21 protein-coding genes and 1 riboswitch are annotated in these 20109 nt (G+C 38.8%); of the genes, 2 read left to right on the top strand and 19 right to left on the bottom strand.

Annotated elements, in window-relative coordinates:
* Nucleotide 1: 1 nt before the first annotated feature.
* From J2Z82_RS13270 to J2Z82_RS13180, 19 genes are all read right to left on the bottom strand, one after another.
* The gene (locus J2Z82_RS13270) at nt 2-721 is read right to left on the bottom strand and encodes a hypothetical protein (RefSeq protein ID WP_209481260.1); all 720 of its coding nucleotides are present in this window, start codon (nt 719-721) and stop codon (nt 2-4) included.
* Nucleotides 708-1688, bottom strand: coding sequence for a molybdopterin-dependent oxidoreductase (locus tag J2Z82_RS13265; RefSeq protein ID WP_209481259.1), 981 nt, complete (start codon nt 1686-1688; stop codon nt 708-710). The genes J2Z82_RS13270 and J2Z82_RS13265 overlap by 14 nt, the downstream gene beginning before the upstream one ends.
* Before the next feature lie 157 nt (nt 1689-1845).
* Nucleotides 1846-2103 carry an HPr family phosphocarrier protein gene (locus tag J2Z82_RS13260; protein WP_209481258.1) on the bottom strand — a complete coding sequence of 86 codons (258 nt, stop codon included), beginning with the start codon at nt 2101-2103 and terminating at the stop codon, nt 1846-1848.
* 30 nt (nt 2104-2133) lie between these two features.
* Nucleotides 2134-3114 (bottom strand): C-terminal binding protein, encoded by a 981-nt coding sequence (locus J2Z82_RS13255; RefSeq protein WP_209481257.1) that lies wholly within the window; start codon nt 3112-3114, stop codon nt 2134-2136.
* A 46-nt stretch (nt 3115-3160) separates the two neighbouring features.
* A complete protein-coding gene (gene dgoD / locus J2Z82_RS13250; protein ID WP_209481256.1) occupies nt 3161-4309 on the bottom strand; it encodes a galactonate dehydratase in 1149 nt (382 codons plus the stop codon).
* Nucleotides 4310-4321: 12 nt separating this feature from the next.
* Complete coding sequence (locus tag J2Z82_RS13245; protein ID WP_209481255.1) at nt 4322-4966, bottom strand: bifunctional 4-hydroxy-2-oxoglutarate aldolase/2-dehydro-3-deoxy-phosphogluconate aldolase; 645 nt, start codon at nt 4964-4966, stop codon at nt 4322-4324.
* A gap of 27 nt (nt 4967-4993) precedes the next feature.
* Nucleotides 4994-5962, bottom strand: coding sequence for a sugar kinase (locus J2Z82_RS13240; RefSeq protein WP_209481254.1), 969 nt, complete (start codon nt 5960-5962; stop codon nt 4994-4996).
* A 1-nt stretch (nt 5963) separates the two neighbouring features.
* The gene (locus J2Z82_RS13235) at nt 5964-7244 is read right to left on the bottom strand and encodes a TRAP transporter large permease (protein ID WP_209481253.1); all 1281 of its coding nucleotides are present in this window, start codon (nt 7242-7244) and stop codon (nt 5964-5966) included.
* Nucleotides 7245-7262: 18 nt separating this feature from the next.
* Nucleotides 7263-7799, bottom strand: coding sequence for a TRAP transporter small permease (locus J2Z82_RS13230; protein ID WP_209481252.1), 537 nt, complete (start codon nt 7797-7799; stop codon nt 7263-7265).
* 273 nt (nt 7800-8072) lie between these two features.
* Entirely contained in the window at nt 8073-9158 is a 1086-nt protein-coding gene (locus tag J2Z82_RS13225; protein ID WP_209481251.1) for a TRAP transporter substrate-binding protein, read from the bottom strand.
* A 23-nt stretch (nt 9159-9181) separates the two neighbouring features.
* Nucleotides 9182-10078, bottom strand: a complete 897-nt coding sequence (gene gnd / locus J2Z82_RS13220; RefSeq protein ID WP_209481250.1) for a phosphogluconate dehydrogenase (NAD(+)-dependent, decarboxylating) — start codon at nt 10076-10078, stop codon at nt 9182-9184.
* 677 nt (nt 10079-10755) lie between these two features.
* Nucleotides 10756-11457 carry a copper homeostasis protein CutC gene (locus J2Z82_RS13215; protein WP_245251689.1) on the bottom strand — a complete coding sequence of 234 codons (702 nt, stop codon included), beginning with the start codon at nt 11455-11457 and terminating at the stop codon, nt 10756-10758.
* Between the two features lie 31 nt (nt 11458-11488).
* The gene (locus J2Z82_RS13210; RefSeq protein ID WP_209481249.1) at nt 11489-12361 is read right to left on the bottom strand and encodes an NAD(P)-dependent oxidoreductase; all 873 of its coding nucleotides are present in this window, start codon (nt 12359-12361) and stop codon (nt 11489-11491) included.
* 180 nt (nt 12362-12541) lie between these two features.
* A complete protein-coding gene (locus tag J2Z82_RS13205; protein WP_342453640.1) occupies nt 12542-13252 on the bottom strand; it encodes an FAD-dependent oxidoreductase in 711 nt (236 codons plus the stop codon).
* Nucleotides 13253-13417: 165 nt separating this feature from the next.
* Nucleotides 13418-14419, bottom strand: a complete 1002-nt coding sequence (locus tag J2Z82_RS13200; protein WP_390314479.1) for an NADP-dependent oxidoreductase — start codon at nt 14417-14419, stop codon at nt 13418-13420.
* A gap of 124 nt (nt 14420-14543) precedes the next feature.
* Nucleotides 14544-15278 (bottom strand): SDR family oxidoreductase, encoded by a 735-nt coding sequence (locus J2Z82_RS13195; protein ID WP_209481331.1) that lies wholly within the window; start codon nt 15276-15278, stop codon nt 14544-14546.
* Between the two features lie 175 nt (nt 15279-15453).
* Nucleotides 15454-16275, bottom strand: a complete 822-nt coding sequence (locus J2Z82_RS13190; RefSeq protein WP_209481247.1) for a MetQ/NlpA family ABC transporter substrate-binding protein — start codon at nt 16273-16275, stop codon at nt 15454-15456.
* A 17-nt stretch (nt 16276-16292) separates the two neighbouring features.
* Entirely contained in the window at nt 16293-16958 is a 666-nt protein-coding gene (locus J2Z82_RS13185) for a methionine ABC transporter permease (RefSeq protein ID WP_209481246.1), read from the bottom strand.
* Entirely contained in the window at nt 16948-17961 is a 1014-nt protein-coding gene (locus J2Z82_RS13180; protein WP_209481245.1) for a methionine ABC transporter ATP-binding protein, read from the bottom strand. Before J2Z82_RS13180 ends, J2Z82_RS13185 begins: the two co-directional genes overlap by 11 nt.
* Before the next feature lie 75 nt (nt 17962-18036).
* Nucleotides 18037-18147, bottom strand: a riboswitch (SAM riboswitch).
* 215 nt (nt 18148-18362) lie between these two features.
* Between J2Z82_RS13180 and htpX the strand changes: the two genes are divergently transcribed.
* Entirely contained in the window at nt 18363-19277 is a 915-nt protein-coding gene (gene htpX / locus J2Z82_RS13175) for a protease HtpX (RefSeq protein WP_209481244.1), read from the top strand.
* A gap of 294 nt (nt 19278-19571) precedes the next feature.
* A complete protein-coding gene (locus tag J2Z82_RS13170) occupies nt 19572-19991 on the top strand; it encodes a hypothetical protein (protein WP_209481243.1) in 420 nt (139 codons plus the stop codon).
* The last annotated feature ends 118 nt before the right edge of the window (nt 19992-20109 follow it).

Below are 20109 nucleotides of genomic sequence, written 5' to 3'. Positions count from 1 at the left end.
ATTAGTCAATTTCTTCCGCCTCTTTCGCTTCTGCTGGAAGAGCGGGAACAGTATTCTTAGTAGTATCAAAAGAGAGGCGATAAGTTAATGTTTCTGGATAAGAAACAAGTGGTCCTAAGGAATCAGGGTGTATTGGATTAACCACCCACTCAAGAGAAAATGGTTCTCCTCTCTTAAAAGTCATCTCCAAATAAGTATTGTCTTGTTTACTAAGTAATGTACCCCGAAAGTCGATTGACGGAAACGCCTTGAAAGTGGCTTTATATGTGACATAGTCTCTATTTTTATTTTTACTGATATGCTCTGCATGTTTTAATACATCTACTGCCCATTTTAATGGATTATTAAGTGGTGCCAGTTCTTCTGTAAAACTGTGGGGGAACGTTCCAACAAACCATTCACCACTGCTTTTTAAATAAAATTCCTCTTCAAATACATAAGCTTCAAAGGAAAATTCATCACCATCTGATATTGGGGTGGCAATTTGGTAATAGGAGTTTTCTTCTGACCAGATCCCCTGGCTTTTGGAATATACATTATTGTCCCATTTGTAGGCTGATTCAATCTTGTACCTATTAGTTTGACTGTCTTCAAGCAATGTAACCCATTGACTATATTGATAGTCTTCCTTGCTTAGGAACAACGCGTAACCCATTGACAAGCCGATAACAATAGACAGAAGTGGCAAGAGCCATTTTTTAACAGGTTTATAAATAGCCATCTAAGTCATAGTCCCCATTCGTTTGCCAGTATCCTTGTTCACGGCCAGCAGTCAATTGAATTCTAGTAACCCACTTCACTGATTTATACCCGTACATATTTGGATGATAAAGCCGACAAGGGAATCCCTGAGATTTTCTTAATGGCAAGCCATCAAGCTCAAATATAAGCATGGCTTCTTCATCAAGCAGCTGAGAAATTGTGAAGGAGTCATAATATAATTCATCTCCTGAATAAACCGTTACATAGGTATCCTCAGGATGATTTCTATAATACGCTTCTAGCAGATCCTTCAAATAAATGCCACGCAATTCTACGCCCCTGACACTCCAGCCTGTAACACAATGAAAATCATCGACGATTGAATGCCAAGGTAATTTTCGCATATCTTTCATTGTTAATTCTTCCTTTACCTGATTAAGATCTACGATGGCAACCTTCCAGTCTTCTTCCTCATACCGTGGATAATCATTGGTTACATTATAGATCCGAAAATATCCTCTTCTTTTCTCTTGGTTCTCTGGGATAGACAGTACAGGTGTAACCCAGCGAATCCAACCACCTAAAAATATAAAAACGAGGAATAACAGAAGCGACTTCGTAACATCTCGTCTTCCTAATTTATTTTCGGATATCCAATCAGGTACTTGTTTACGGCCTCTCCACCAATTTGGCCACGGAATCCTCACCTTAAATAAATGCCCATACCCGTGAAATAAAATCCAAGGAATAGCAGTCCAGGTCGACCAATCATGGATGATTACACTATTGTTCCGCACCCATACTGGAACGAGTTGCTGAAAATACATCAGAATTCCAGAGCATAGCCAAAGTGAAAAAAGAATGATAAATAACCATATATTAAACTTCTTTATCGGAGCACGTTTTTCACTATACCGATAAGCATGATAAATAGAAACCAGCATAATTCCAACATAAAAAATGGCGATAACTATATGAATCGCCACTAAGGGTATTTTCCACTCATTAAATAGTGTCCTGAAAAAAGATAAATAAAAGCCTATGGCCAGTAAGTAAAAGCAGAAGAAGAACTGTTGCGTGTATATGATGAATCCAAGCTAATTGTTTCCGATTCATTTTCATATCCCCTAACTTTTATTCAAGTCACGAAAGGAATCGAACAACTTCATCAATAGCTTCTTTGGAATCCTCCCCTATAACCCTAACCGTAAGATGATCACCATTTTGTAACTGCAGCGTGATTAACCCTAAAAAACTTTTCAGGCTGATTTCTAGGACAGATCCTCCGACTATTTTCTTCAGGTAAATTTCCGAGTGATATTTCTGTGTCAGTTGACTAAGTTCAATAATTGTCTCCTCTTCCGTAATGTTGACGACCACTTCTTGCGTAATTTCGTTCATGCCAGCCTCCTCCTTTTTCTATTTATTTTTTTAAAAAACTGTCCCTTTAATCTCTTTATTAACCAAATAAGTTGGATAATAACCTGTTAATACATCTGCTACATTTTGAGCTGCTTTACTTTTAAGCTCTAATTCAGCTTCCATTGAATTCCACGCTATATGCGCACTAAGAATAACATTTTCTAAACTAAGTAATGGATCATTAAAATCTATCGGCTCTGTTTCTAGGACATCCAGTGCAGCCCCTGTAATTGCATTATCGCTTAATGCTTCAATTAACGCTTGCTCATCAACAACAGGTCCTCTTGAGGTGTTAATAAGAAACGCTTGTTCTTTCATCTGTTTAAATTGCTCTTTTCCAATCATCCCTTTTGTCTGTTCGTTCAGCGGAGCATGAACGGATATAAAATCAGATCGCTCGCACAATGTTGACAGATCCACCAGCTCGACGTCTAATTGTTCCGCAGTATGAACAGGAATAAAAGGATCGTGAGCGATTACCCTTAATCCAAAGGCCTGTGCTTTTTTCGCTAACAGCTGTGGGATATTGCCAAAGCCTACTAACCCTAAAACCTGATTACTTAACCGGTAGATTGGGGCAGTTACCTTATAATCCCAAACTCCTCTTCTGACCGCCTTATCCTGCTCCGTTATTTTCCGTGCAGAAGCCATTAAAAGTGCAAATGCATGATCCGATACTTCTTCAATGCAATAGTCCGTCACATTGCATACCAAAATCCCCTTTTCCGTAGCAGCATCAACATCAATGACATCATAACCTATTCCATACCGGGACACTACCTTACAATTGGTGAGCTGTTCGATAACTTTCCTGGAAATTGGTGCATACTGACTTATGATTCCATCAGCATCTTTAGCTGCTTGAATGACTTCTTTCTCTGTCTTACATTGGGCAGAAACAACTTCTGCACCGATACTCTCTAATAGCTCAATTTCTGGGGCTATCGTGTCATAATTATTATCTGTTATTACTACCTTAAACGTATTCATAACTTTGCCTCCTGACATTTGCAGAATCCTTCAGGCTTTTTCTTCTCTACCACTCAGCCACTGAGTTATCTTTATGACGCCACACCGGATTTTTCCAGTTATGTCCTATCTTTGCTTGTTCACGTACATATTCCTCGTTAATGGTGATTCCGAGTCCCGGTCCTTGTAACATTGCTACATAGCCATCTTTATAATCGAGCACGGATGGATCAGACAAGTAATCCAATAAATCATTACCATGGTTGTAGTGAATGCCTAAGCTTTGCTCTTGAATGAATGCATTATGCGATGTAGCATCTACCTGTAAACATGAAGCTAAGGCAATAGGTCCAAGCGGACAGTGTGGAGCTACAGCTATATCATAAGCTTCAGCCATTGAAAAGATTTTTTTACACTCCGTAATGCCGCCTGCATGAGACAAATCGGGCTGAATAATATCTACATGGCCACCGGTAAATAGATCTTTAAAATCCCAGCGCGAAAACATTCTTTCACCTGTTGCTATTGGTATATTGGTTAAACCAGCAATATCTCTAAGTATTTCATTATTTTCTGGCAATACTGGTTCTTCAATAAACATTGGGCGATATTGCTCGAGCTCTTTCACTAGTACTTTCGCCATAGGTTTATGAACTCTCCCATGAAAGTCGATGCCGATTCCAATGTTGCCCCCTACTGCTTCACGAACAGCTGCTATTCGTTCAACAGCTGCATCAATTTTGTCGTATGAATCAACATATTGTAATTCCTCAGTTCCATTCATTTTAATAGCGGTAAACCCTTTATCGACAGCTTCCTTGGCTGATTTCCCAACCTCAGATGGACGGTCACCACCAATCCATGAATAAACTTTTATTTTGTCACGGCATGCCCCACCCATCAGATCTGCAATAGATGCATTATAATATTTCCCTTTAATATCCCATAGTGCCTGATCAATCCCTGCAATCGCACTCATTAGAATAGGACCACCACGGTAAAAACCAGATCGATACATTACTTGCCAATGATCTTCAATTAAAAGTGGATCTTTTCCAAGCAAATAATCGCCTAGTTCTTCTACAGCTGTTTTGACTGTTGCCGCCCTTCCTTCGACCACTGGTTCACCCCAGCCAAAAACCCCCTGATCGGTCTCAATTTTTAGAAACAACCATCTTGGGGGAACTACAAAGGTTTCTAATTTTGTTATTTTCATTGTTAGACTCCTTTACACTCTTGCTCGTTTAATTAGCATCACGAACTGTTCTGCGATTTCCGTTAGTTTTTCAAAGTTTCCGTCTGCAATTGCCTCAGCATCCGTCAGAGAGCCTCCAACACCGACAGCTACTGAACCAGTACGAATAAAATGCTCAACATTATCAAGTGACACCCCACCAGTTGGCATCATTGAAATATGTCCTAATGGTCCTTGTAAATCTTTTATATAATTTATGGAAAGAGCATTGGCTGGGAAAACTTTGATTAAATCTGCACCAGCCTGATTTGCCTCAACTATTTCAGTAGGGGTCATGGCACCAGGGATAGAAATTTTTCCATATTTGTTAGTTAGCTGAATCACTTCTTTATTAAAAATTGGTGAAAAAATGAAATCAGCACCTGCCTGAATTGCTGTTTTGGCTGTTTCCGCATCTAAGACTGTTCCGGCACCAATAAGCACCTGATCTCCATGCTCAATTTTCAGTCGATTTATCATCTCAAATGATCCATCTGAATCAACTGTTATTTCTATTGCCCCTGTTCCGCCCTTGATTAAAGCTTTACAAATCTTGTTTATTTTATCTTTATCAAGTTTACGGAGTACTGCAACAAGGCCAGATTCTTTTAAGAATTGCAGCTGTTCCCATTTATCCATTTGCACACCCCCCCCCTGAAACATTAGTTATCGATTTACATCTTTATTATTTGAACCATTATCTAAATATCGTTCTAGCTCATCTTCCCTTGGCAGCCCTTCAACGTCACCATGCATTCCTACAACAATAGCTCCAATTGCATTTCCACGTGCCACTGTAGCAGGCAAAGAATCATTACGCAGCATACCACTGATAATTCCAGCAGCAAATCCATCGCCAGCACCAACCGGGTCAATTACTTGAGAGGCGGGATATCCTGTGACATACCCACTTTCTTCATCTGTGTGATAATAAGCACCCTTGCTTCCAAGCTTAACGACAATTGTTTTCTTTCCATTTTTGTTAAGAGCAGCAGTGATTCCTTCAGGCTCGGTTTCGCCTGTTAAAAATGTTCCTTCATCAAGTCCTGGAAGGATGACGTCTGCCAGCTCAGACATTTTAAGTAAAACTGCTCGCGCTTTTTCCGCCTTCCAAAGTTTTAATCTAAGGTTTGGATCAAAAACAATCGTCGTGTTATTTTTTTTGGCAATGTCCATAACTCGAAAGACAGTCTGCTCACACGTTTCGCTTAAAGCTGGCGTAATACCTGTTACATGAAGAAATTTTGCATTAGCTATATATGACTCATCCAAATCCTCTGGCGTCATTAAGCTTGCTGCCGAATGTTTCCGGTAGTAAAACACATTTAAATTCTCATGTGACTTTTTTTCCTTAAAAAGTAAACCTGTCGGGGCTTCATCCGTTTGAATACAAGCTGACGTATCAATTCCTTCCCCACGAATAAATTGAAGAATGTAGCGACCAAAGGGATCATTCCCAAGCTTGCTAAACCATCCGACTTGATGACCAAGCCGCTTAAGCCCAATACTTACATTTGATTCTGCTCCACCTATATGTTTATGAAATTGACTCACATATTCCAGTGGAAACATCTGAACCGGTTCAAACAGGACCATCGTTTCACCAAATGTGACGACATCCAAAGACTTTTCCATATTAACCTCCAAGACTCGGTAAGAATAATGATAGCTGTGGAAAAACAATAATTATGATAAGTGTAACCAGCATGGCAAAGAAAAACGGCATAATTGCCTTTGCAATTGTTTCAATAGGTAACCCTGAAATCCCCGAAGCAACGAATAGGTTAACACCTAGTGGTGGCGTGATAAATCCTATTGCAAGGTTAACGACCATAATAATTCCAAAATGCATTGGATCATAACCAATTTGAACTGCAATTGGCAGTAATATAGGCGTCAAAATGATAATTGCCGCCAATGTATCCATAAAACAGCCGACAACTAATAACAATAATGTGATTAACATCATAATAATTATTGGACTTTCAGAAACTGTCATCATTGCATTCGCTACCTTTAAAGGTATTTGTTCGATGGTCAGAAATCGGCCAAACGCAGTAGCTGTCCCTACAATTATTAAAATGGTTGCAGTCATTAGAGCTGCATCTGTTAATACCTTAGGAAGCATACGAATTGACAGTTCTCGATAAATTGCCATACCAGCAACCAACCCGTAAACGACCGCAATAACTGCAGCTTCTGTAGGAGTGAAGTAGCCACCATAAATTCCCCCCAAAATAATAACTGGAATCAAAAGTGCCCATTTTGCTTCCCAAGTTGCTACCCAAATCTTTTTTAGTGAAGTAGGTTCGTCCATTCCTTTAAAACCCATTTTCTTAGAGTAGAAATATGCATAAACCATTAAGCCTATTGCAACTAACAGCCCTGGTATAATCCCTCCTATGAATAAATCTCCAATTGATGTACTTCCAACAACACCATAAATAACCATTGGAATACTCGGCGGAATAATTACCCCTAAAGAACCTGCTGCTGCAACAACAGCCGTGGAAAACTTCTTATCATATCCATTTCTCACCATTGCAGGTATCATAATACTTCCAATTGCTGCAACTGTGGCAGGACCTGAACCGGAAATTGCCGCAAAAAACATACACGTAATTATTGTTGCTATTGCAAATCCACCTGTTTTATTACCTACTAAAGCGTTTGCAACATTAAATAAACGCTCCGAAATTCCACCTTTACCCATGATTTCCCCAGCTAAAATAAAAAATGGAACAGCCATTAACGGAAAGGAATCGACTGAAGTTACTAATTCCTTCATTAGAAATTCAATCGGCAGGGTACCAGAGTAAAATATAGTGATTAGTGTTGCTATTCCCAATGAAATCCCAATTGGTACAGTTAAAATTAAAAGGACTGCAAAACTGCCAAATAAAACACCCGATACCATATTGTGTAACCTCCTAATCTATTCAATAGGACCCTTCTGTGCTCTTTCATACTCAAGTGTAACTACATCTGAAACATATTTTGATCCAAATAAAGCAGTAAAATTCTGTACAAGATTCTGTATCAGACGAATTGCAGTTAAACTCATGCCAACTGGGGTCGCCATATATACTAAACCCATCGGTATATGTAATGCTGGTGATTGTTGACCAAATGCTAAAAGCTTTTCTCCAATGGAGTAACCATAAATGATTGTGAATATAGCAAAGGCCAAAAATAGTAAATTAGAAAAAATGGTAAGAATAACTCCACTTTTTTCTTTTAGCAAATGCAGCAAAACATCAATCTTTATATGTCTTTGCTTTTTCACACCTAAACTAATACCAATATATACAAGCCATATAAAACTAAAGCGTGCTAGTTCCTCTGACCAGGATAGCGAATTATCAAAGGTTCGCATGACTACTTGCAAAAAGATAACAACAACCATCACTACTGATAATATGACTAGGAGGACTTCTTCAATATATTCATCAATCCATTTTATAACTTTCATGTGGTAATCACCTCTTCATCATTCAAATCATGATTACATGATTTTGAGTTTATAGACTTTTGAACGGCTAGCAATTTTTCATATGTTATAGTGGAAAAAGACTCTGAAGATTAACTCCCCAAAGTCTTTTCACATGCAACACAAAACCACTAAACCTGCTCTATATAAACAAAAGATATAAAAATACTTTACCTCACATTGTTTAAAGAATTGTCTAAGGAGCAGGACAATTAATTACAACTAATCATATTCGTTATAATAAATTCTTAGTACTTATTTCGATGCCTCATCAATCGCATCGTAAACTTCCTGTACAAGGTCTTCACCAATCTTTTCTGTATAATCATCCAAGACAGGCTGAATAATATCTACCATTTCCTGACGAGCTTCTGGAGTGATTTCAGTATATGTCATTCCTTCATTTTGTAATTCTTCTACATATTTTTCATTTGCTTCACGATTTAATTTACGCTCATATTTACCAGCTTCAACAGCAGCTTCTCTTACAATAGTTTGTTGTTCATCTGTTAAACTATCATAGAATTCTTTGCCCATAAGGAACACAAATGGACTGTAAACATGGTGTGTGTTAGATACATAGTCTTGAACTTCATAGAATTTTTCCAAGTAGATTGTTGCCACCGGGTTTTCCTGACCATCAACTGTACCTTGCTGCATTGCAGTGAACAACTCTGTAAATGCCATAGGAGTCGGATTAGCACCTAATGCACGAAATGCATCTAAATGTAAATCATTTTCCATGGTACGAATTTTTAATCCTTCAAAGTCTGCAGCAGTTGCTACTTCATGCTGACTGTTCGTTAAATCACGGAAACCATTCTCCCAATAAGCCAAACCTACCAAATTCTGATCTTCAAGCATATCCAATAATTTTTGTCCAACTTCACCATCCAGTACTGCATCAGCTGTTTCTTCATCTGGGAACAGGAATGGGAAATCAAAAATACTATACTCTGGTACAAAGTTAGCAAGAGGTGCCGTGGATGGAATTGTTACTTCCTGAGATCCTAACTGAAGAGCCTCAGTCATGGTACGGTCGTCACCAAGTTGGCCACTTGCATATGTTTCAACCAAGATTGCTCCATCTGTTTTTTCTTCAACAATTTCCTTAAACTTTAATAGTCCCTTATATTGTGGATGATCCTCATTCAGACCGATTCCTGCACGAATTGTCTTTGTTTCCTCTGAAGCTTCTTCTGCACCTTCTTCAGCACCCTCTGTTGCTTCAGCGTTATTGTCACTAGAATTGTCGGATGATGTTTCGTCGCCTTCACCACTACATGCGCCAAGAATAATAATCATTAGAGCTACAACTGCAAACATTAAAATCTTCTTCATTTTATAAGTCCCCCTATTTTTGATTAATTTTTAATAACTTCATGTCCACCAAATTCATTTCGTAATGCAGCAACCACCTTTCCAGTAAAGGTATCTTCTTCAAGCGAACGATATCGCATCATGAGTGATAAGGCAATTACTGGTGCTGCAACCTGCATATCAAGTGCTGACTCAACAGCCCATTTCCCCTCACCTGAAGAATTCATAACCCCCTTGATATCATCGAGATTAGCATCTTTCGCAAATGCGCCTTCTGTCAGTTCCATCAGCCATGAACTGATAATAGAACCATGATTCCAAACCCTGGATACGCTTTCATAATCAAAATCAAATGGACTTTTACTGAGGATATCGAAGCCTTCTGCAATAGACTGCATCATACCGTATTCAATGCCATTATGTACCATTTTGAGGAAGTGACCACTCCCCAATGGACCAGTATATAAATATCCATTTTCCACAGTAATACTTTTGAAAATTGGCTCAATTTCTTTAAATACCTCTTGATCCCCGCCAATCATGGCACAAATGCCATTTCTAGCGCCATTTATTCCTCCGCTAGTACCTACATCATAGAAATGAATTCCTTTTTCCTTTAACTGGGTTCCCCGACGAATAGAATCTTTATAGTTTGAATTCCCCCCATCAATAATAATGTCACCCGGGTCAAGTTTATCCTGTAAATCACTTACTAACGATTCCGTAGCTTCGCCAGCAGGAACCATCGTCCATATTATCCGAGGGCTTTCTAAATGTTGTATTACTTCCTCAGTTGAATATGCCGGGATGGCACCTTCAGATGAAATTTCTTTCACCTGTTCGTGATTGATGTCATATGTGATAACTTCATGACCTTGGTCAATTAAGTTAAGTGCTAAGTTGTAACCCATTTTGCCTAGACCAAGTAGTGAAAGTTTCATCCATGTAACCCCTTTCAAAATTTTGAAAAAATATTTCTTAAATTCATTATATATGAAAAGAAATTTTATTCAATACCTTTTAGGTAAAATATGAAAAAAATTTTATTACTAAGCTACCTTCTCTTTGTTCTTTGTTGGTATGGTGCGACTTTTAACTATTTAATTACGAGAAAAATTCGATGATAAACTATATTTGTAGTGGTATTTGGAATTAAAAATTAGAAAAATCTCAGTTTTAAAAGTGAACTGAGATTTTTCTTATTATTGCTTCTTCAACTAAAGGACGGCAGACAGTTTAAGTGTATTTATTCACTAGACATGCTGGCGCGCACTGATTTGGTGGATCCTCATTCCGTTATTTCCTTAAAAACGCCTATTTTGATCGTGTTATGTAATCCTCATTCCGCTATTTACCCTTTTTAGCCACATTTTTCATTGTTTTTAGGTAAATAACGGAACCAGGAACCGCTTCAACCTTCTAATACGGCTTTTTCACTCATTTAGCGGAACCACGATTCACTTCACTGTATGTGAATCACATTCCGCTCCCTTTATACCCCTCATCCTGCTACTACGCCTTTAATATTTCATTATATTGGTGAATTTTTATAACAAATTGGGTACAAAACGGAACCCGTTATGATGACAGACGTTTTTCTATTTGATCTCTTTTGGTGCTACCCCTTTAACTTCTCCTCAACTTCTCTCATCGCATCCGGATCAAAGCCATTTTCAAATGAATTGCCCACTCGCACTGATTTTCCAAAATGATACTGAGTAGCACCAACAGCCTCATGAATTTCTTTAATATTTGCAGGTGTTAAACCTGAACCCGGCATGATGACAGGTCCATTTCCCTTTTCCACAAGCTCTTGAAGCTGTTGTTTTCCTGCTTCAGCGTTTGCTTTGCCACCTGATGTTAGGATCCGCTTCACATTTTGCTGGTATTTTACCAACGTTTCATATGCATCTTGCTGTGACGGTACTTCATCAAATGCCCGGTGAAAAGTTATATCCAGATTAGGATAAAACTGGACAAGTTCATCCAGCATAGTCGTATTAATCGTAAGGTCCTGATTTAATGCCCCAAAAACAATGCGATTACAGCCAAGTTTTTGAATGACGTCGATATCTTCACGAATAATCTTTAAATCCTCATCTGTATAACTAAAATGATAGCTATGTGGACGGACCATAACCTGTACAGGGATAGCAACACTCTCCAGTACTTGCTTGATTGCTCCATAACTCGGAGTCAAACCACCCTCCTCCATAGCTGATACAAGTTCAAGCCTATCTGCTCCCAGCTTCTCAGCCTGAATTGCCTCCTGCCCATTTTGTACAATTACTTCAAATATCATCAGATCACCAGCCTTCATATGTATTGTCCTGGGAGTTACAGGCACCTCATTATTGAAATAGTTTTATCAATGCTTGTGTTCCGCTGTCGTTTTCTCCTTTTTCAGCAAGTTCTTTGTAAAGTTCCAGTGAAAGTGAAAGCCCTGGTGTGGAGAGCCCCATTTCTTGTGCCGACTCCAGCGCAATGGTCATATCTTTGATAAAATGCTTCACATAAAATCCTGGTTCGAAATCACCTGCAAGCATCCGTGGGGCTAGCTTTGATAAGGAAAAACTGCCTGCTGCACCGGTTGTAATGCTATCCAGAACACGGGAAGGATCGAGCCCTGACTTCTTGGCATAGGCTATCGCCTCACAAACTCCAATCATATTCGATGCAATTGCAATTTGGTTTACTAATTTTGTATGCTGACCTGCACCTGCTTTCCCTTGTAAAATTACATTTTCACCAACTACATCAAAAATAGGGGAAACTTCATTAAATACATGCTGTTCACCGCCAGCCATTATAGCAAGTGTTCCATTTTTGGCACCAACATCACCACCGGATACTGGCGCATCTAAAACATGAATATTTTTTTCCTCTGCTTTTTGGTAAATGTAAATAGCTAACGCAGGCTTAGAGGTAGTCATATCAACAACATATGTACCAGGCCTTGCATTTTCAATAATTCCTTCTTCCCCAAAATAAACACTTTCCACATCTGACGGATAACCGACCATCGTTATAATAACATCAGATGTCTGCGCTAAATCAGCGACAGAATCTTTCCAAACAGCACCGTTATCCAATAAATCCTGAGCTTTTTCTTTTGTTCGGGTATAGAGATTTATGGAATAACCTGCATTTTGCAGATTTAGCGTCATACTTTTGCCCATTACACCTGTTCCAATAACCCCAATAATTGACTGCTTTGAAAGCATAACTTCTCACCTTCCCCTTTCTTTTAACTGTTTCCATTATATTAGAAAATTCGGCTTATCGCCACGCTCAATGGCGAAAGCTACTTTCGTATTTTTTTCAGTATTGCTAACAAATTACAACTAGATGCCAAAATAAAAAGTTCTGACCAACAAGGACAGAACTAAATTTTTTCTACTCGTTTAATATCCTGGGAATTCTTCAGTAATGATATTATTATCCTTTACCCCAGCTCCAAGCAGCATCTCTCGCATATCCCAAACCATACCGGGTGGGCCAGACAAATAATAAATTGGCACATTTACGTCTGAAATATACTTTTTAAGCATATCAGCATCAATATGACCACTTTCCCCACTCCAATTTGAGTCAGCTCTCGTCATTACTGGAACAAAAGTAAAGTTATCATTTTTCACTGCAAATGCTTCAAAGTCATTCAGAAATGGTGCATCATCAGGTGTCTTATTCGAATAGAGTAACGTCATGTCATGTGCTGATTTATCAATGGTTGCCTGGGCAATCATGCTCCGAACTGGTGTGATACCAATACCTCCAATGATAAATACGGCAGGTGTTGATTCCGTTTTATGCAGGGAAAAATCGCCATAGGGTCCATTGAATTCAACCTCAGCGCCCTCTGATAAATCCTTTAAGACCTGCTTATAAGCAGAATCACGTATTCTTGTCGCTATCGCTAATTTATTTTCAGCTGGTGCAAATACAAACGAAAAGTCCCTTGAGTCTCCTTTTTCATCCGACTCACTTGGATCAATTAAATTAAATTCACCAAATTGTCCTGCTTTAAACTCAACTCCCTCAGGCTTTTCCCAGTGAAATAGCATTGTGTCAGTCGCAATAGTTTCCTTTTTAAGTAATTTAATCGTATTAGACACATTATTCAGCTCCCTTCCATCTCAATCAACCAATCTATTTAGCTTTACCCAATTTAGCCAAATTTCAATCCAAAGCGTCGTGCCTGTCACTCCCCGGTTTTTGTCATTATATGTCGAACAGGAACTGAAAAGGATGCGCTCCATAACGGAAACGCACCCCAGGACTTATTCTATATCGGATACTTTTACAATTGCTTTGCCTACGTTTGCACCTTGAAATAAATCCAGAAATGCATCAATCGTATTCTCGAATCCTTCTGTAATTGTTTCTTCGTACTGTATTTCCCCTGCCTGAAGCCATCCTGCTAAAGCTTCAGATCCTTCTTTAAAACGGGAAGCATAATCACCGACAGTGAAACCTTGCATTAAAGCACTTGATTTAATCAGGTAGCTTTGGACTCGTAACCCAATATCAGCTTCCTTATTATTATAGGCAGAAATAGCTCCGCAAACAGGAATACGCGCAAATTTATTCAATAGCGGCAGGACAGCATCACCAATTTCTCCGCCAACGTTTTCATAATAAACATCAATTCCGTTAGGGCACGCTTTGGCCAATGCCGTTTCAATTTCTTCTGTTTTATAGTTAATCGCAGCATCAAATCCGAGTTCATTTTTAAGGTATTCTATTTTTTCATCCGAACCAGCAATACCAACGACATGAGCACCTTTAATTTTGGCAATCTGGCCTACAACAGAACCGACAGCTCCAGCTGCTCCTGATACAACGACCGTTTCACCTTCTTTAGGGTCAGCAATATCAAGCAATCCAAAATAAGCTGTTAGGCCTGTCATTCCTAATACGCTTAAATAAGCAGATGCTGGGGCAAGATTCGTATCAATTTTTCGCACCTCAGATTCCTGCACAACCGAATACTCCTGCCATCCTAATCCCCCTGTTACAACATCATTTTTTTCAAAATGTGTGGACTTTGATTCAATAACCTGTCCAATCACTGCGCTTGTAATTACAGAGTCCAATTCAAATGGCGGGACATAAGACTTCACATTATTCATTCTTCCTCTTAAATAAGGGTCGACCGATATATAGTTAGTACGAATAAGTACTTCACCCTCAGCCGGCTCTCCAATCGGTGCTTCGGCAAATTCAAAGTCTTCATTTGTTGGCGTTCCCGATGGTCTTTTTATAAGTTTAATTTGTTGCAAATGATACATCCTTTCCTGATAATCAACTTTACTCTATCTAAATACTAACAAACATGTGGCTATATATACTATAAGGTAAGCCGTCATCCTATGGAAAGGCTGACAGCTTAACCAAACTTTATGCTTATCCTTGGTTGTTAGGACGAACAATCACTTCATTAACATCTACATTTTCCGGCTGATTCACAGCATAATAGACAGCTTCAGCAATATCCTCACTATTCAGCAGTTTCATTGACCCGGCACTTTTTTTGAAATTAGAAAGAACTTCTTCATCCGTAATCGTATCTGTAAGCTCCGTCTGAACTGCACCTGGAGAAATGGATGTCGTACGGATATTGCTTTGCGCTACTTCTTTTGCTAGTCCTTCCATCATAATACGAACTGCAAACTTAGTACCTGAGTAAACAGCACTGCTTGGAAAGACTTCATGTCCAGCAACCGAAGATGTCGTTAAAATATGGCCAGCGTTTTTCTCCAACATATGCGGAAGTACTGCTGCTATACCGTAAAGCACTCCCTTTATGTTGACGTCTACCATTCTGTCCCACTCATCTATCTTCAGATTTTTCATAAAAGATAATGGCATTAACCCTGCATTATTGAAAAGAACATCTATTTGACCGTATTCTTTTATAGCAAAATCAGCGAGTTCCTGCATTTGTTCTCTCGATGTAACATCGGTTTTCTTTATAGCAATGCTTCCTTTTTCAGAGCTGATTTTACTTTTGATTTCTTCTAATCGCTCTTCTCTGCGTGCAGCAAGGACAACATTGGCACCTTCATTAGCAAACTTTTCGGCTGTTGCTTCACCAATACCGCTGCTTGCACCCGTAATAACAATTGTTTTTCCTGTCATATTACCCACATAAATCACTCCATTATTTAGTCTGATACAATATTTTCCCCTGCTACCCTATTTTTAAACTAACCAATGTATAGACTCTAATTGCATTTATGCTGTAAAAATCCACAACTGCCAAAAAAATATCGAATACCACACTCAAGTGATACTCGATATTATATAATTAACTTTATTTCATCCAATTAGGCTTGCCAAATCCTTTAAACTGCTCATCAATAATCTTTTCAAATGCTGCTGATTCAATTACCTCTTTAATATCTTTAGCCCATTTTGTGTCAATGTCTTTCGTATTAACAACTACCCGATTTCGGTAATCATCTGGCATTTCTTCAAGTACCAGTGCATCCAACAGATCCAAATCTGCTGCTAAGGCATAATTTCCAGGTACCGCAGCTAAATCTTCACTTTCAACAGTTCGTGGCAATTGTCCTGCCTCTATTTGTTGGAACTTCAGATTCTTTGGATTGTCAACCACATCATCAATCGTTGCACGCAACGGATCAATACCATCCTTTATCGTTATCAGCCTAGCATCCTGCAGCATAAGCAAGGTTCTGGCTAAATTTGTCGGATCATTTGCGATTGTGATGGTGCTTTCATCTTTAATTTCCTTTAACGAATCGAACTTATTTGAATAGACACCCATAGGAGCTGTAGGTACTATTTTTATTTCGGACAAATCCATGTTATGTTCTTTTTCAAACGCTTCATAATATATTTTATGCTGGAATAAATTTGCATCCAGATCTCCATTATCTAAAGCTTTGTTCGGTTGAATATAGTCGCTGAATTCCGTGTTTTTAACGGTATACCCTTTTTCTTCAAGTAATGGCTTCAGTGCCTTTGTTACCATGTCACTGTACGGTCCTGTCGTTGCCCCAAATTCGATTGTCTTTTCATCTCCATCATCACCGGACACCTCGCCCGACCCGCAAGCTGCAAGTACCAATGCTGACAATAATACCGCTAGTAATCCTAATCCTTTTTTCATTTTATAATTCCTCCCCATTATCGTTTATTAACTGATTTCGCAATAAAATCACCTGTGTATTGAATCACTTGCACCAATACAATCAAGACTATTACAGTCGTATACATGACAAGATCATCGTAGCGATAATAGCCATATCGAATTGCTAAATCACCGATACCGCCGCCGCCAATTGTACCTGCCATTGCTGAGAAACCGATTAAACTAATCGTCGTTATCGTCAATCCGCTAATAATCCCTGGCTTTATCTCAGGTAAAATAATATCTTTAATAATCATCCATGGTGATGCACCAACAGAAATGGCCGCTTCAATAACACCTTTATCTATCTCCCTGGCTGCTGATTCTACTATCCTTGCAAAAAAAGGAATAGCTGCAACAGATAAAGGTACTGCAGCTGCAGTTGGCCCAATTGTTGTACCCAGCATAGTGTCCGTTAATGGCAACAGAAAAACGAGCAGGATGATAAACGGAATTGATCGAACGAGATTGGTGATTACACCTGCAACGCTTTTCACAAGTTTATTTTCCAAAAAGAATCCTTTGTCTGTTACATATAAAATTATTCCCAGTGGAAGACCGATTACAATAGCAACCAATAATGCGACACCAACCATATAAAGTGTTTGGAAGAAAGCAGTATTCAGTTCCGGCAGGATTTCAATCAAACGACTAAATTCCATCTTGAATCACCTCCACCTGTTTCACTCTATCCTCTAAATAAGCGATAGCCTTTTCAACTTCTTCCTTACTTCCATTCAACTCCATAATAAAAATACCAAGTGGAGCATCTTGTATGTATTCAACCTTTCCATGCAAAATATTCCCGCTAACTTGAAAGCCTTGCATCATATCGGATACGATCGCTTCCTCAGCAAGCTTTCCACGAAATTGAAGCTTAACCAATGTACCTTTGCATGATTCCAGCAGTTTTTCAGGCAAAGAAAATTGCAATACTGTTTCAATAAAGTTTTTCGTTAACTCCTCTTTTGGATCGGAGAAGATATCATATACAGGACCTTCTTCAATAATCCGTCCATCCTGCATCACAGCACATCGTTGACAAATTTCCTTTACAACCTCCATCTCATGAGTGATGACAACAATTGTAATGCCGAGCTCTTTATTGATTTTTTTCAACAAGGCTAAAATTGATTTGGTGGTACTTGGATCGAGTGACGATGTTGCCTCATCACAAAGCAATACTTTAGGATTGTTTGCAAGCGCCCTGGCAATACTGACACGTTGCTTCTGACCACCACTGAGCTGTGCCGGATAGTGATTAATTTTGTCAGATAACCCTACAAGCTCCAGTAATTCTACCACCCTATTTTTCCGGGATGCCTTATCAATTCCGGCAGCTTTTAACGCAAATGCAACATTTTCAAAAACCGTCTTAGAAGCAACTAAATAAAATCCTTGAAAAATCATTCCAATCGACTGTCTTGCTGTTCGCAAAGCTTTTGGAGGTAAGGTTAACAAATTCACACCACCAACGAGGACAGCACCTGAAGTTGGACGTTCCAATATGTTCATGCAACGAAGCAGCGTGCTTTTACCTGCTCCACTATAGCCGACAATCCCATATACCTCACCTTTGTTCACATTTAGCGAAACATTGTCTACACCTACAACCTTTTGATGCTTCGATTGGTAAACCTTTTCTATCTCCTGAAGTTCTATCATCACCTAACCTCCTCTGATTTAAAATATAAAAACCCCCTCTTCCAAAATGAAAGAGGGGGTTGATTATGTATTCAATCCTTATCTCTCAGAATGGCAAACATCATTCTGCAGGAAGTAGCACCACACCTTAAAGGTAGGTTGCTGTGACATCGTAGAGCCTGATCCCTCCGTCACTCTGGATAAGATATTTAATTTTTTAATTAGTAGGACTAATATTATATTTATTCTTTATTTTTGTCAACAGCAATTTTTAACAATGCAACTTACTTCTCTACTATAGTGAAATCATGGTACACTAGAAACCTATAACTTAAGCAGTAAAAAAAAAGTAATGCATAAGCATAGGCACTTAACATTAAAGCTTGGTGAATGCCAAGTTTTCTAAAAAATGGGGGAAATGAATGGGTAAACGAATATTACTTTTTATAATAACAAACATTCTCGTTTTAACGACAATCGTAATCGCCTGGTCACTAATTACAACTTATACAGGGATTAGCGGTTCATTTGAAAATAGCAGTGGTTATTTGGGAATTGATTATGTATCACTAATGGTATTCAGCTTGCTGGTAGGCTTCATAGGATCATTCTTCTCACTGGCAATATCACGTTGGATTGCTAAGAAAATGATGAAGGTCAAAGTACTGAATCCGAATGACCAATTATCAGCAGCTGAACGCGCTGTAGTTGAAAAGGTTCATCGCCTTTCTCGTGCAGCTGGATTAGTCCATATGCCCGAGGTTGGAATTTACCAGTCTGGAGAAGTGAATGCATTTGCGACAGGTCCTACCAAAAAGCGATCGCTTGTTGCTGTTTCAGCTGGTCTATTGAACAACTTGGACGATAAAGCGGTTGAAGGTGTCATTGCCCATGAGGTAGCCCACGTATCTAACGGCGACATGGTAACCATGACATTATTACAGGGAATTGTTAATACGTTTGTAGTCTTCTTCTCAAGGATTGCTGCAATTATTGCGTCACGATTTGTGCGTGAAGAAATGCAATTTGTCGTCCGTTTCGCTGCGATTATTATTTTCCAAATCCTCTTCTCGATTCTTGGAAGTATTGTCGTCAGTGCATACTCACGTCACCGGGAATATCATGCCGATCGTGGAGGTGCGGATTTAGCAGGACGCGACAAAATGGCACATGCGCTGCGTTCATTGAAAAATAACGTAGGCCGGGCCAGTGTGAATGATCGTACCGACGATTCAGCAGTTCAGACAATGAAGATAAATGGAAAAAGCGGTCTAATCTCACTCTTTTCATCTCATCCGGATATCGATGATCGAATTAAACGATTAGAACAGCGCTAACTTTTAACTGGGTATCTAGGATAAATAATAATTTGCATACGAATTAGGGGTACAAATCACACGTGGATTTGTACCCCCCTTTTTTGTTAGTTTAGCGATTAAATTCTGAAACAGGGTTGCAATGTGGATGCTAAACTAAGCCCAAAAAAGGCTATTTACAGGGAATAACAGAACGTGGAACCGTCAAGTCAACAATGTGGATCAACTGCAATTCAGACTAATATTAGATCCAAGAATCAATGAATAACCCAGTAAATTATGGGAAAAGTAGAAAAAACAAGGAGGTATAATACTATGAAAAAGTTTCTGCTTTTCATTGGGATAATTTCAACTACAGGTCTGATGCTAGTTGGATTTAACAACACGGAACAGCATTCCGATATACGTGGCTTGCATGAGCTTAGTAATAAGGAAGATATTTTAAGAGGTACCAATGAAGTGATTACTACTACAGAAGAATTAAAAGAGTTAATAGAATCTGATGAAAATAATAGTACTGAAATTAATCAACTTGGAGAAGAGATTGAGAAAAGGTGGGACCGAATCGAAAAGAAAGTCGAAATGGATTACCCAGAAGATTACACACATATCGAGGAAAGTCTGTACCCCTTAATTGCAATGGCTAAAAGAGAAACACCTAACAAAAAACAGCTTCATGAATTTTCCAACGAAACACTAGAAAAACTAGAGAACTTTAACAAGAAGATTAATTAAATCTGGGACGGAGGGGACAGGTTGAGACCACTGAAAAACGGCTCCTAAAATTTGGAAAAAACGGGATAAAATTGATATAAACACAGAAAAAACCTCCGTTATTTGGTATAATAGAGTT

Origin of the sequence: Virgibacillus litoralis, assembly GCF_017873675.1 — a bacterium.
In the GTDB taxonomy this organism is placed as follows: domain Bacteria; phylum Bacillota; class Bacilli; order Bacillales; family Amphibacillaceae; genus Lentibacillus; species Lentibacillus litoralis.
This window is presented reverse-complemented; position numbering and strand designations above follow the sequence as displayed.

What these genes read in the sequence shown, in the direction of transcription:
- J2Z82_RS13270 (WP_209481260.1), bottom strand. Translation starts at nt 721, where the DNA reads ATGGCTATTTATAAACCTGTTAAAAAATGGCTCTTGCCACTTCTGTCT.
- J2Z82_RS13260 (WP_209481258.1), bottom strand. Translation starts at nt 2,103, where the DNA reads ATGAACGAAATTACGCAAGAAGTGGTCGTCAACATTACGGAAGAGGAG.
- J2Z82_RS13255 (WP_209481257.1), bottom strand. Translation starts at nt 3,114, where the DNA reads ATGAATACGTTTAAGGTAGTAATAACAGATAATAATTATGACACGATA.
- dgoD (WP_209481256.1), bottom strand. Translation starts at nt 4,309, where the DNA reads ATGAAAATAACAAAATTAGAAACCTTTGTAGTTCCCCCAAGATGGTTG.
- J2Z82_RS13245 (WP_209481255.1), bottom strand. Translation starts at nt 4,966, where the DNA reads ATGGATAAATGGGAACAGCTGCAATTCTTAAAAGAATCTGGCCTTGTT.
- J2Z82_RS13240 (WP_209481254.1), bottom strand. Translation starts at nt 5,962, where the DNA reads ATGGAAAAGTCTTTGGATGTCGTCACATTTGGTGAAACGATGGTCCTG.
- J2Z82_RS13235 (WP_209481253.1), bottom strand. Translation starts at nt 7,244, where the DNA reads ATGGTATCGGGTGTTTTATTTGGCAGTTTTGCAGTCCTTTTAATTTTA.
- J2Z82_RS13230 (WP_209481252.1), bottom strand. Translation starts at nt 7,799, where the DNA reads ATGAAAGTTATAAAATGGATTGATGAATATATTGAAGAAGTCCTCCTA.
- J2Z82_RS13225 (WP_209481251.1), bottom strand. Translation starts at nt 9,158, where the DNA reads ATGAAGAAGATTTTAATGTTTGCAGTTGTAGCTCTAATGATTATTATT.
- gnd (WP_209481250.1), bottom strand. Translation starts at nt 10,078, where the DNA reads ATGAAACTTTCACTACTTGGTCTAGGCAAAATGGGTTACAACTTAGCA.
- J2Z82_RS13215 (WP_245251689.1), bottom strand. Translation starts at nt 11,457, where the DNA reads ATGAAGGCTGGTGATCTGATGATATTTGAAGTAATTGTACAAAATGGG.
- J2Z82_RS13210 (WP_209481249.1), bottom strand. Translation starts at nt 12,361, where the DNA reads ATGCTTTCAAAGCAGTCAATTATTGGGGTTATTGGAACAGGTGTAATG.
- J2Z82_RS13195 (WP_209481331.1), bottom strand. Translation starts at nt 15,278, where the DNA reads ATGACAGGAAAAACAATTGTTATTACGGGTGCAAGCAGCGGTATTGGT.
- J2Z82_RS13190 (WP_209481247.1), bottom strand. Translation starts at nt 16,275, where the DNA reads ATGAAAAAAGGATTAGGATTACTAGCGGTATTATTGTCAGCATTGGTA.
- J2Z82_RS13185 (WP_209481246.1), bottom strand. Translation starts at nt 16,958, where the DNA reads ATGGAATTTAGTCGTTTGATTGAAATCCTGCCGGAACTGAATACTGCT.
- J2Z82_RS13180 (WP_209481245.1), bottom strand. Translation starts at nt 17,961, where the DNA reads ATGATAGAACTTCAGGAGATAGAAAAGGTTTACCAATCGAAGCATCAA.
- htpX (WP_209481244.1), top strand. Translation starts at nt 18,363, where the DNA reads ATGGGTAAACGAATATTACTTTTTATAATAACAAACATTCTCGTTTTA.
- J2Z82_RS13170 (WP_209481243.1), top strand. Translation starts at nt 19,572, where the DNA reads ATGAAAAAGTTTCTGCTTTTCATTGGGATAATTTCAACTACAGGTCTG.